Raw genomic sequence first — 11,839 nt, forward strand, 5'->3', positions numbered from 1 at the left:
AGGAGAAATGTCATGAGCAAACTGCTGGACCGCTTCCGTTACTTCAAAACAAAAGGCGACAGTTTCGCCGATGGGCACGGGCAGGTGTATCACACCAACCGCGACTGGGAGGACAGCTACCGCCAGCGCTGGCAGTTCGACAAGATTGTGCGATCCACCCACGGGGTAAACTGTACCGGCTCCTGTAGCTGGAAGATTTATGTCAAAAACGGCCTGGTGACCTGGGAAACCCAGCAGACCGACTACCCCCGCACCCGCCCTGACCTGCCCAATCACGAGCCGCGCGGCTGCCCGCGAGGCGCAAGCTACTCCTGGTACCTCTACAGCGCCAACCGCCTTAAGTACCCGCTGGTGCGCCGCAGGCTGATTGAACTCTGGCGCGAGGCGCTGGCGCAGCATACCGATCCGGTGCAGGCCTGGGATGCCATCCAGAACGATCCGCAAAAGGCGCAAAGCTACAGGAAGGCGCGGGGTAAAGGCGGGTTTATCCGCTCAAACTGGAAAGAGCTGAACCAGCTGATCGCCGCCGCTAACGTCTGGACCATCAAAAACTACGGCCCGGACCGCGTGGCCGGTTTTTCGCCTATTCCGGCGATGTCGATGGTCTCCTACGCCGCCGGAACGCGCTATCTTTCCCTGCTGGGCGGCACCTGCCTGAGCTTCTACGACTGGTACTGCGACCTGCCGCCGGCGTCGCCGATGACCTGGGGCGAGCAGACCGACGTGCCGGAGTCCGCCGACTGGTACAACTCCAGCTATATCATTGCCTGGGGCTCGAACGTGCCGCAGACGCGTACTCCGGACGCCCACTTCTTTACCGAGGTGCGCTACAAAGGCACCAAGACCGTTGCGATTACGCCGGACTTCTCGGAGGTCGCCAAGCTCAGCGACCAGTGGCTGGCCCCCAAACAGGGCACCGACAGCGCCCTCGCCATGGCGATGGGCCACGTCATCCTCAAAGAGTTCCACCTCGATAACCCGAGCGATTACTTCCTTAACTACTGCCGCCGCTACACCGACATGCCGATGCTCGTGCTGCTGGACGAGCAGGCTGACGGTCGCGTGGTGCCGGGCCGGATGCTGCGCGCCTCCGATCTCGTCGACGGGCTGGGGGAAGCCAATAACCCAGAGTGGAAGACCGTCGCCTTCGATATTGCCGGTAACCTGGTGGTGCCAAACGGCTCGATCGGCTTCCGCTGGGGGGAAAAAGGCAAATGGAACCTGGAGCCTCAGGCTGCGGGCCATGAAACAGAACTCACCCTCTCCCTGCTGATTACCCACGACAGCGTGGCGGACGTCGCGTTCCCCTACTTTGGCGGCAACGAAAACCCGCATTTTCGCAGCGTGAAGCAGGAGCCGGTGCTGACGCGCCGCGTGCCGAGCAAAACCCTGACGCTCGCCGACGGCAGCGAGAAACGCGTGGTCAGCGTTTACGATCTGGTGCTGGCTAACTACGGTCTCGATCGCGGCCTGGAAGACAGTAACGCCGCAGACAGCTATGACCAGATCAAAGCCTACACGCCCGCCTGGGGCGAGCAGATCACCGGCGTGCCCGCGTACCTGATCGAAAAAATTGCCCGCGAGTTCGCCGACACTGCGCACAAAACGCACGGTCGCTCGATGATCATTCTGGGTGCCGGGGTGAACCACTGGTACCACATGGACATGAACTACCGCGGGATGATCAATATGCTGGTCTTCTGCGGCTGCATCGGGCAGAGCGGCGGCGGCTGGTCCCACTATGTCGGCCAGGAGAAGCTGCGCCCGCAAACCGGCTGGCTGCCGCTGGCCTTCGCGCTGGACTGGAACCGCCCGCCGCGCCAGATGAACAGCACCTCGTTCTTCTACAACCACGCCAGCCAGTGGCGCTACGAGAAGCTCACCGCGCAGGAGCTGCTCTCCCCGCTGGCGGACGCGTCGAAGTTCACCGGACATCTGATCGACTTTAACGTTCGCGCCGAGCGCATGGGCTGGCTGCCGTCGGCCCCGCAGCTCAACCTCAACCCGCTGCACGTCAAGGCTCGTGCGGACGCGGCGGGCATGACGCCGCAGGAGTACACCGTTCAGGCGTTGAAATCGGGCGATATCCGCTTCGCCTGCGAACAGCCGGACAACGGCAAGAACCACCCGCGCAACCTGTTCGTCTGGCGCTCTAACCTGCTCGGCTCGTCCGGGAAAGGCCACGAGTACATGCTGAAATACCTGCTCGGCACCGAGAGCGGCATTCAGGGTGAAGATTTAGGCTCAACGGATGACGTGAAGCCTGAAGAGGTGGAGTGGCAAACCGCCGCCATCAAGGGCAAACTCGACCTGCTGGTGACGCTCGATTTCCGCATGTCCAGCACCTGCCTGTTCTCCGATATCGTCCTGCCGACCGCCACCTGGTATGAAAAGGACGACATGAATACCTCGGACATGCACCCGTTTATTCATCCGCTTTCCGCCGCCGTTGACCCGGCGTGGGAATCGCGCAGCGACTGGGAGATCTACAAAGGCATCGCCAAAGTCTTCTCCGAGGTGTGCGTTGGCCATCTGGGCACAGAAACCGACGTGGTGCTCCAGCCGCTGCAGCATGACTCCCCGGCGGAGCTGTCGCAGCCGTTTGATATTCAGGACTGGCGCAAAGGGGAATGTGACCTGATCCCCGGTAAAACGGCGCCGAACATCGCGGTGGTGGAGCGTAACTACCCGGAAACTTACGAACGTTTTACCGCCCTCGGCCCGCTGATGGACAAGCTCGGCAACGGCGGGAAAGGCATTTCGTGGAACACGCAGAACGAGGTCGATTTCCTCGGCAAGCTGAACTACATCAAGCTCGACGGCCCGGCGAAAGGCCGCCCGCGCATTGAAACCGCCATTGACGCCTCGGAGGTGATCCTCGCCCTCGCCCCGGAAACTAACGGACAGGTGGCGGTGAAGGCCTGGGAAGCGCTCGGGGAACTGACCGGGCGCGACCACACCCATCTGGCGCTGAACAAGGAAGACGAGAAAATCCGCTTCCGCGACATTCAGGCGCAGCCGCGCAAAATCATCTCCAGCCCGACGTGGTCCGGCCTTGAGAGCGAGCACGTCTCCTATAACGCGGGCTATACCAACGTCCACGAGCTGATCCCGTGGCGCACCCTTTCGGGCCGCCAGCAGCTGTATCAGGATCATCCGTGGATGCGCGCCTTCGGGGAGAGCCTGGTGGCCTATCGCCCACCGATTGATACCCGCAGCGTGACCCACATGCGCGAGATCCCGCCGAACGGCTTCCCGGAAAAAGCGCTGAACTTCCTGACGCCGCACCAGAAATGGGGCATCCACTCCACCTACAGCGAAAACCTGCTGATGCAGACCCTGTCGCGCGGTGGGCCCATCGTCTGGATCAGCGAAACCGACGCCCGCGAGCTGGGCATAGAGGACAACGACTGGATCGAAGCCTTCAACGCCAACGGCGCCCTCACCGCCCGCGCGGTGGTCAGCCAGCGCGTGCCGCCAGGCATGACCATGATGTACCACGCCCAGGAGCGCATCCTGAACATTCCGGGGTCAGAAGTGACCGGACGGCGCGGCGGGATCCACAACTCGGTCACCCGCGTCTGCCCAAAACCGACGCACATGATCGGCGGCTATGCCCAGCTGGCGTACAGCTTCAACTATTACGGCACCGTCGGCTCGAACCGCGACGAGTTCATCATGATCCGCAAAATGAAAAACATTAACTGGCTGGATGGCGAAGGTCGGGATCAGGTACAGGAGGCGAAAAAATGAAAATACGCTCACAGGTTGGCATGGTTCTGAATCTCGATAAATGCATCGGCTGCCATACCTGCTCGGTCACCTGCAAGAACGTCTGGACCGGGCGCGAAGGGATGGAGTATGCGTGGTTTAACAACGTGGAGACCAAACCGGGGATTGGCTACCCGAAAAACTGGGAAGATCAGGAGGAGTGGCAAGGCGGCTGGATCCGCGGCATACACGGCAAGCTGACGCCGCGCCTCGGCGGCAAAATGGGCGTGCTGTCGAAGATTTTCGCCAACCCCGTCCTGCCGCAGATTGACGATTATTACGAACCCTTCACCTTTGACTATCAGGATCTGCACCGCGCGCCGGAGGGGGATCACCTCCCTACCGCGCGCCCCCGCTCGCTGATCGACGGTAAGCGGATGGACAAAATCGTCTGGGGGCCAAACTGGGAGGAACTGCTGGGGGGCGAGTTCGAAAAGCGCGCCCGCGACCGCAACTTCCAGAAGATCCAGAAGGAGATGTACGGCCAGTTTGAAAACACCTTCATGATGTATCTGCCGCGCCTGTGCGAGCACTGCCTGAACCCGAGCTGCGTGGCCACCTGCCCGAGCGGCGCGATTTACAAGCGCGAAGAGGACGGCATTGTGCTGATCGATCAGGATAAATGCCGCGGCTGGCGCCTGTGCATCAGCGGCTGCCCGTACAAGAAAATTTACTTCAACTGGAAAAGCGGCAAGTCAGAAAAATGCATCTTCTGCTACCCGCGCATTGAGTCCGGCCAGCCGACCGTTTGTTCGGAGACCTGCGTTGGGCGCATCCGTTATCTCGGTGTGCTGCTCTACGACGCGGATCGTATTGAAGAGGCCGCCAGCACCGAGCATGAAACCGATCTGTACGAGCGCCAGTGTGACGTGTTCCTCAACCCGAACGATCCGGCGGTGATTGAGGAAGCGCTGAAACAGGGCATTCCACAGAACGTGATTGATGCCGCCCAGCGTTCGCCGGTCTACAAGATGGCGATGGACTGGAAGCTGGCCCTGCCGCTGCATCCGGAATACCGCACCCTGCCGATGGTCTGGTACGTGCCGCCGCTGTCGCCGATTCAGTCCTACGCGGATGCGGGCGGCCTGCCGCAGAGTGACGGCGTCCTGCCTGCCGTGGAAAGCCTGCGCATTCCAGTGCAGTACCTGGCAAACATGCTCAGCGCGGGCGATACCGGCCCGGTGCTGCGCGCCCTGAAGCGCATGATGGCGATGCGTCACTATAAACGCTCCCAGACCGTTGAAGGCGTGACCGATACCCGCGCCATTGAGGAAGTGGGCCTGACCGAAGCGCAGGTTGAGGAGATGTACCGCTATCTCGCCATCGCTAACTACGAAGATCGCTTCGTGATCCCGACCAGCCACCGCGAAATGGCGCGCGACGCCTTCCCGGAGAAAAACGGCTGCGGCTTCACCTTTGGCGACGGCTGCCACGGCTCCGACACCAAATTCAACCTCTTCAACAGTAGCCGCATCGACGCGATTAACATCACCGAGGTGCGCGAACACGGGGAGGGAGAATAATGCAGATCCTTAAAATCATCGCGCTGCTGATTGAGTATCCCGATGAGCTGCTGTGGGAAAACCGCGATGAGGCGCTTTCCCTGGTTGAGCAGGACGCGCCCATGCTGCTGCCGTTTGCCCGGCAGCACCTGAGCGCCCCGCTGCTGGATAAACAGGCCGAATGGTGCGAAGTGTTTGAACGCGGGCGCGCAACGTCGTTGCTGCTGTTCGAGCACGTTCACGCCGAGTCCCGCGATCGCGGTCAGGCGATGGTCGATCTAATGAGCCAGTATGAGAAAGCCGGGCTGGAGCTGGACTGTCGCGAGCTGCCAGACTATCTGCCGCTCTACCTGGAATACCTCAGCCTCGTCACCGACGACGAGGCGCGTGAAGGATTGCAAAATGTCGCGCCGATCTTGGCGCTGATTGGTGGTCGCCTCAAGCAGCGCGGCGTGGCGCATTACCAGCTGTTTGACGCCCTGCTGACGATGGCCGGTACGCGGCTTTCCAGCGACAGCGTGGCGAAGCAGGTGTCCGGTGAAAAACGGGATGATACCCGTCAGGCACTGGACGCCGTGTGGGAAGAGGAACAGGTGAAGTTTATCGAAGACAACGCGACGTCGTGCGACAGTTCGCCGATGCAGCAATATCAACGACGCTTTAGCCAGGACGTCGCGCCGCAGTACGTGGACGTCAGCGCCGGAGGCCCAAAATGACGCACTACCTGAACGTGTTTTTCTATGATATTTACCCGTATATCTGTGCTACCGTTTTTTTCCTCGGCAGCTGGCTGCGCTACGACTACGGGCAATACACCTGGCGGGCCTCATCGAGCCAGATGCTCAGCAAGCGCGGGATGAACTGGGCCTCTAACCTGTTTCATATCGGGATTCTGGGGATCTTCTTCGGGCACCTGTTCGGCATGTTAACCCCGCACTGGATGTACGCCTGGTTTTTACCCGTCGCGGTTAAACAGCAGCTGGCCATGATTGCGGGAGGCATTTGCGGCGTACTGACGCTGATTGGTGGGTCAATGCTGCTGATCCGCCGCCTCTTCAACCAGCGGGTACGCGCCACGTCCACCACGCCGGATATTATCATCATGAGTATCCTGCTGCTTCAGTGCATCCTCGGGCTGTCGACCATTCCTTTCTCCGCGCAATATCCTGACGGAAGCGAGATGATGAAGCTGGTCGGCTGGGCGCAGGGGATCGTGACGTTTAAGGGGGGTTCGTCGGAGATGTTGAGCGGCGTCGCGCCGATCTTCCGCGTGCATCTGGTGCTGGGGATGACGATCTTCCTCATCTTCCCGTTCACCCGTCTGGTACACGTGTGGAGCGCGCCGTTTGAGTATTTTACCCGTCGGTATCAGGTGGTGAGATCGCGCCGTTGATTTTGTCGGGTGGCGGCTTCGCCTTACCCGACCTACGTTCACACTACCGTAGGCCCGGTAAGGCGTAGCCGCCACCGGGCTATTTCCCTGCCTGCGGATGCGTATCAAACCCCGCCATCACTGCCGTCAGCTCGGCCAGTGTAAAGCCGTGCTTCGGATCATCAACGCCAAGGCCAAACCGCTCCTGCATCAGCTTATACAGCGCCTCCGCATCCGGCAAATGGATCTGCTCCTCCACGTGACCGTTCTGCCAGTGGGTAAAGTTGAAGTTAGTCAGCGTCAGCTTGCCGCCGTCCGGCAGGTGGCGACACATCAGCAGATGATGACGAAAATGGGACTGCGGCCAGTGCGCCGACCAGAAGTTCCCCATCACGTAATCGCTGAAATACTGCGTCGTCAGGTCAAAGTGGTACATCGACTGCCAGTGCTCGTGGTGACGGAACTGTAATACCCAGTCGTTACCCTCGCTCAGAAGACGGTACATGCCGTGCGGGGTTTCCTGTTCCTCGTTGGCGAGCAGGCGAATCGGCGCCGTCAGCGTCTGTCCACCAAACCCCACGTCGGCAATCCAGCGCTCGCCGTTCAGCTCAACCAGCAGCAGGCGGTGCGTGCGCGGCGGCATCTGCGACGGATTTGCCAGTACGACCCGCCCCAGCACGCTGCGCACGTTAAACCCGACTTCACGCAACACGCGCTCGAAAAGGCCGTTTTGCTCGAAGCAATATCCTCCGCGTCGCGCCGTCACCAGCTTGTCGACCAGACATTGATCGTCAAGATGGATTTCGCGCGGCAGGACGACATCAATATTTTCGAACGGGATCGCACAGTTGTGGTGTAAATGCAGCGCGCGCAGGGTTTCGATATCAACCCGTGTCGGTTGCGCCCACCCAATGCGGGCAAAATAGTCAGTCAGAAAGGGGGACATACATCATTTTCCTTTGATTGTGATGTTCTGTTTATAAACTAATTTTACGCACTCACTTTGATTTACGTGCTTTTTCGTCATACTCATCGTTACAGATGAGGAGATCCTATGAGCCACTTTCGCCCTGTTGAATTACGTCATGCCAGCCGCCTGTTGAACCACGGCCCTACCGTGCTTATTACCAGTCGGGATGAAAACCTCGACAGACGCAACGTGATGGCCGCCGCGTGGTCCATGCCCGTTGAGTTTGAACCGCCGCGCATCGCGATTGTGGTGGATAAAAGTACCTGGTCACGCGAGCTTATCGAGCGCAGCGGAAAGTTTGGCATCGTCATCCCCGGCGTGGCGGCAGCTAACTGGACATATGCTGTCGGAAGCGTCAGCGGGCGCGACGAGGACAAATTCAACTGCTACGGGATCCCGGTCGTGAACGGCCCTGAGCTCGGGCTGCCGGTGATTGAAGAAAAATGTCTGGCGTGGATGGAGTGCCGATTACTTCCCGTCACCTCTGCGGCAGAGAAATACGACACGCTGTTTGGAGAAGTGGTTTCAGCGGCAGCCGATGAGCGCGCGTTTATTGCCGGACGCTGGCAGTTTGACGGGGATAAGTTGAATACGCTGCATCATCTAGGGGCTGGGACGTTTGTGGCGAGCGGGAAGATGGTGAAGGCGCTGGATTGATTTCCTAAATTATATCCTACTGAATTATAGTGAATTTCTATGGCATTTTATGTTTACTATTGCGTTGTAAAACGGAGGATATTTCCAGAGTTGCTGCATTAGCACTCTCGCGTTAAGGAAATATCAATGACATGGAATAAAGATGGCGCAATCGCGTATGCCAAATCACACGCCCAACCGAAGAGCACGGGGTATTGTGCTCACTACGTCACCGAAGCGATCAGAACGGGTGGAAGATTAAAAATCCCCAATACGCGTCTGGCAAAAGACATGGGGCGGACATTGGTTAACGCTGGATTCCGCCTTGTATACGATCAACCCCATGCAGGCGACGTCGCAGTTATTCAAAATATTGTTGGTCATGATAGCGGGCACGTTTGCATATACGATGGTCAGCAGTGGATCAGCGATTTTGTTCAACGCACCATGTACCCAGGGCAGGCTTACCGCAACATACAACCACATTACGAACTGTTCAGGCATGACTAATGAAAACACTTTGGTTTTTTCTTTTCGCCCTTTCTCCGCTCGCGGCCGCAGAAAACGTTTATGCACCGGGTCAGGCGGCGCTTAAATTCAATCAATGGTATATCGCGCAGTTAGATCAGCACAAACCGCCCGTACTTAACCCAGATATTATGAATGATTACGTTGCCTCGGGGACAATTGCAGCAATAAAAGAGTTGTATTCAGGTGACAGTAACGAAAAAGATATGCCCGATACGGATATGTTTATCAAATCACAGGATTGGGATGAGGACTGGAATCAGATAACCATCCTGCACTCTGATTTTGACGCCGTTTGCACAAACGTTTATATCGCGTTTGGTAAGAAGCAAGATCACGTTGTTGCAGATTGTCTTATTGAAGAACAAGGGAAATGGAAAGTCCGCTCGGCAACGCTAATTAAGTAACATGGATAATCTCCGTGTCGTAAAAAAAGCACATGGTAGCCCACCGACTACCATGTGCAATTAATTAACTACTTCGCACGCCGCGCAATAATCTCATCCGCAACATTCCGCGGTGCCTCCGCAAAATGATGGAACTCCATCGTATACGTCGCGCGTCCCTGGGACATCGAACGCAGCGTCGTGGCGTAGCCAAACATCTCGGCCAGCGGCACATCGGCGCGGATAATCTGGCTTCCGTACTGCTCTGCCATTCCCTGCACCATGCCGCGGCGGGAAGAGAGATCGCCCATGATGTTCCCGGCGTACTCTTCCGGCGTTTCCACCTCCACGTGCATGATCGGCTCAAGGATCACCGGATCCGCCCTGCGAGCGCCCTCCTTGAAGCCGAGGATCGCCGCCATGCGGAACGCCATCTCCGAGGAGTCGACGTCGTGGTACGAACCAAAGGTCAGGGTCGCTTTGACATCCACCACCGGATAGCCCGCCAGCACGCCGCTGTTCATCGCTTCCCGCAGCCCTTTCTCCACGGACGGGATATACTCGCGCGGTACCACGCCGCCCTTGGTGGCATCTTCAAATACAAAGCCACTTCCGGGCTCCAGCGGCTCCAGGCTCAGCACCACATGACCGTACTGCCCTTTCCCGCCGGACTGCCGGACAAATTTGGCTTCGATATCCTTCACCGCCTTGCGCAGGGTTTCCCGGTAGGTTACCTGCGGACGACCAATGTTCGCCTCGACGCCAAACTCACGCTTCATGCGGTCGACGATAATCTCGAGGTGTAGCTCACCCATCCCGGAGATAATCGTCTGACCGGACTCCTCGTCAGTATGCAGGCGGAAAGACGGGTCTTCCGCCGCCAGACGCTGCAGCGCAATGCCCATTTTCTCCTGATCGCCTTTGGTTTTCGGCTCAATCGCCAGCGAGATCACCGGATCCGGGAACTCCATGCGCTCAAGCGTAATGACGGCGTTCGGATCGGTGAGCGTGTCACCGGTGGTCACGTCTTTTAACCCGACACAGGCCGCGATATCGCCCGCGCGCAGTTCATCCACCTCATGGCGATCGTTGGCATGCATCAGCACGATGCGCCCGATGCGCTCTTTCTTCTCTTTCACCGGGTTATAGACCGCGTCGCCTTTGCGCAGCACGCCAGAGTAGACCCGGATAAAGGTCAACTGCCCGACGTACGGGTCGCTCATCAGCTTGAACGCTAGCGCCGAGAACGGCTCATCATCACTCGGATGACGCTCCGCGTGCTGCCCTTTTTCATCCACGCCGTCAATGGCCGGCACGTCCAGCGGGGACGGCATCAGCTCAATCACCGCATCAAGCATGCGCTGTACGCCTTTATTTTTAAAGGCGCTGCCGCACAGCATCGGCTGGATTTCGCCCGAGATAGTGCGAATGCGCAGCCCCTGGATAATTTCCGCCTCCGTCAGGTCGCCCGTTACCAGGTATTTGTCCATCAGTTCATCGCTGGCTTCCGCCGCCGCGGAGACCATTTTTTCCCGCCACTCCTGGGCGGTACTGACTAAATCGTCCGGCACGGGGGCATAGGTAAACACCATACCCTGCGTCGCATCGTCCCACAGAATGGTTCGCATCTTGATGAGATCGACCACGCCGGTGAAATGATCTTCGGCACCCACCGGGATGACAATCGGCACCGGATTGGCCTTCAGGCGCTCCTGCATCATCCGCACGACGCGGAAGAAATCGGCACCCGGACGGTCCATTTTGTTGACGAAGGCCAGACGCGGTACGTGATATTTATTGGCCTGACGCCAGACGGTTTCCGACTGCGGCTGCACGCCACCCACGGAGTCATACACCATCACCGCGCCGTCGAGCACGCGCATGGAACGCTCCACCTCAATGGTGAAGTCCACGTGCCCCGGGGTATCGATGATGTTGATCCGGTGCGGCTCAAAGCCTCTGTCCATGCCTGGCCAGAAGCAGCTGACCGCCGCGGACGTAATGGTTATCCCGCGCTCTTGCTCCTGCGCCATCCAGTCGGTGGTTGCCGCGCCATCGTGTACTTCACCCAACTTGTGGCTCATCCCGGTATAAAACAGGATTCGCTCAGTGGTGGTGGTTTTACCGGCATCGATATGCGCGGAGATACCGATGTTGCGATAACGTTCGAGAGGAATGGGTCGGGGCATGATATTTCCTTAGTCACTATGACGTGTTTGTGACGACCGGGATGGTCGTTCATTGGTTCGTTTGCTATAATAGTCCTATTGTACGAGTATTATCGAACTATTTTTTAAGGGTTGACCTATTGTTGATATAGCTCAATCTGACATCACGCGCAGGAAAACGATGATCCCTAACCACCCTGAAACTGAACAAATACTGCTGGAAAATGTGCTGTTTGCCCTCGGCAACCCGCTCCGGCTATCGATTATTCGCCGGCTCGCCGACGGCAGCGAACTCAGCTGTAACGCGCTGCGCCCGGAGGACGTGGTGAAGTCCACGATGACCCACCACTGGCGCGTGTTGCGCGACAGTGGGGTCATCTGGCAGCGTCCGCAGGGACGAGAAAATATGATTTCACTGCGTCGGGAGGATCTGGATGCCCGTTTTCCCGGGCTGATGGAAATACTGCTAAAGGCCAAAAGCGCTGCCGGAAACTAGCTCCAGCAGC

Annotated in this window: 10 protein-coding genes; 8 read left to right on the plus strand and 2 right to left on the minus strand. The window is 58.3% G+C overall.

Going from position 1 to position 11,839, the window contains the following annotated elements:
• Positions 1-12 precede the first annotated feature (12 nt).
• Genes OKF39_RS12780 through narI form a run of 4 tightly spaced genes read left to right on the plus strand, consistent with a single transcriptional unit; the run spans position 13 to position 6,666 of the window.
• Entirely contained in the window at positions 13-3,753 is a 3,741-nt protein-coding gene (locus tag OKF39_RS12780) for a nitrate reductase subunit alpha (RefSeq protein WP_479983010.1), read from the plus strand.
• Positions 3,750-5,294, plus strand: a complete 1,545-nt coding sequence (gene narH, locus OKF39_RS12785; RefSeq protein WP_008501747.1) for a nitrate reductase subunit beta — start codon at positions 3,750-3,752, stop codon at positions 5,292-5,294. Before OKF39_RS12780 ends, narH begins: the two co-directional genes overlap by 4 nt.
• The gene (narW, locus tag OKF39_RS12790) at positions 5,294-5,989 is read left to right on the plus strand and encodes a nitrate reductase molybdenum cofactor assembly chaperone (RefSeq protein ID WP_048958314.1); all 696 of its coding nucleotides are present in this window, start codon (positions 5,294-5,296) and stop codon (positions 5,987-5,989) included. Before narH ends, narW begins: the two co-directional genes overlap by 1 nt.
• Entirely contained in the window at positions 5,986-6,666 is a 681-nt protein-coding gene (gene narI / locus OKF39_RS12795; RefSeq protein WP_022648214.1) for a respiratory nitrate reductase subunit gamma, read from the plus strand. The genes narW and narI overlap by 4 nt, the downstream gene beginning before the upstream one ends.
• Positions 6,667-6,745: 79 nt before the next feature.
• Here the strand turns inward: narI and nhoA are convergent, their stop codons facing one another.
• Positions 6,746-7,591, minus strand: coding sequence for an N-hydroxyarylamine O-acetyltransferase (nhoA, locus tag OKF39_RS12800; protein ID WP_088205495.1), 846 nt, complete (start codon positions 7,589-7,591; stop codon positions 6,746-6,748).
• 108 nt (positions 7,592-7,699) lie between these two features.
• On the opposite strand from nhoA, the gene OKF39_RS12805 reads away from it, so the two are divergent.
• From OKF39_RS12805 to OKF39_RS12815, 3 genes are all read left to right on the plus strand, one after another.
• Entirely contained in the window at positions 7,700-8,272 is a 573-nt protein-coding gene (locus tag OKF39_RS12805) for a flavin reductase family protein (RefSeq protein ID WP_288764243.1), read from the plus strand.
• A gap of 126 nt (positions 8,273-8,398) precedes the next feature.
• Entirely contained in the window at positions 8,399-8,761 is a 363-nt protein-coding gene (locus tag OKF39_RS12810; protein ID WP_048959621.1) for a hypothetical protein, read from the plus strand.
• Positions 8,761-9,186, plus strand: a complete 426-nt coding sequence (locus OKF39_RS12815; protein WP_248036405.1) for a DUF3828 domain-containing protein — start codon at positions 8,761-8,763, stop codon at positions 9,184-9,186. Before OKF39_RS12810 ends, OKF39_RS12815 begins: the two co-directional genes overlap by 1 nt.
• Before the next feature lie 68 nt (positions 9,187-9,254).
• Here the strand turns inward: OKF39_RS12815 and fusA are convergent, their stop codons facing one another.
• Positions 9,255-11,354: an elongation factor G gene (gene fusA, locus OKF39_RS12820; protein ID WP_479983011.1), complete on the minus strand. Its 2,100-nt coding sequence runs from the start codon at positions 11,352-11,354 to the stop codon at positions 9,255-9,257.
• Between the two features lie 160 nt (positions 11,355-11,514).
• Here fusA and OKF39_RS12825 point away from each other — a divergent pair, with 160 nt between their 5' ends.
• A complete protein-coding gene (locus tag OKF39_RS12825; RefSeq protein ID WP_041909805.1) occupies positions 11,515-11,829 on the plus strand; it encodes an ArsR/SmtB family transcription factor in 315 nt (104 codons plus the stop codon).
• Positions 11,830-11,839 lie beyond the last annotated feature (10 nt).

The organism is Enterobacter cloacae complex sp. HYC042_NIDB, from assembly GCF_056673315.1.

What these genes read in the sequence shown, in the direction of transcription:
- narI (WP_022648214.1), top strand. Translation starts at nt 5,986, where the DNA reads ATGACGCACTACCTGAACGTGTTTTTCTATGATATTTACCCGTATATC.
- OKF39_RS12805 (WP_288764243.1), top strand. Translation starts at nt 7,700, where the DNA reads ATGAGCCACTTTCGCCCTGTTGAATTACGTCATGCCAGCCGCCTGTTG.
- fusA (WP_479983011.1), bottom strand. Translation starts at nt 11,354, where the DNA reads ATGCCCCGACCCATTCCTCTCGAACGTTATCGCAACATCGGTATCTCC.
- OKF39_RS12780 (WP_479983010.1), top strand. Translation starts at nt 13, where the DNA reads ATGAGCAAACTGCTGGACCGCTTCCGTTACTTCAAAACAAAAGGCGAC.
- OKF39_RS12810 (WP_048959621.1), top strand. Translation starts at nt 8,399, where the DNA reads ATGACATGGAATAAAGATGGCGCAATCGCGTATGCCAAATCACACGCC.
- OKF39_RS12825 (WP_041909805.1), top strand. Translation starts at nt 11,515, where the DNA reads ATGATCCCTAACCACCCTGAAACTGAACAAATACTGCTGGAAAATGTG.
- narW (WP_048958314.1), top strand. Translation starts at nt 5,294, where the DNA reads ATGCAGATCCTTAAAATCATCGCGCTGCTGATTGAGTATCCCGATGAG.
- OKF39_RS12815 (WP_248036405.1), top strand. Translation starts at nt 8,761, where the DNA reads ATGAAAACACTTTGGTTTTTTCTTTTCGCCCTTTCTCCGCTCGCGGCC.
- nhoA (WP_088205495.1), bottom strand. Translation starts at nt 7,591, where the DNA reads ATGTCCCCCTTTCTGACTGACTATTTTGCCCGCATTGGGTGGGCGCAA.
- narH (WP_008501747.1), top strand. Translation starts at nt 3,750, where the DNA reads ATGAAAATACGCTCACAGGTTGGCATGGTTCTGAATCTCGATAAATGC.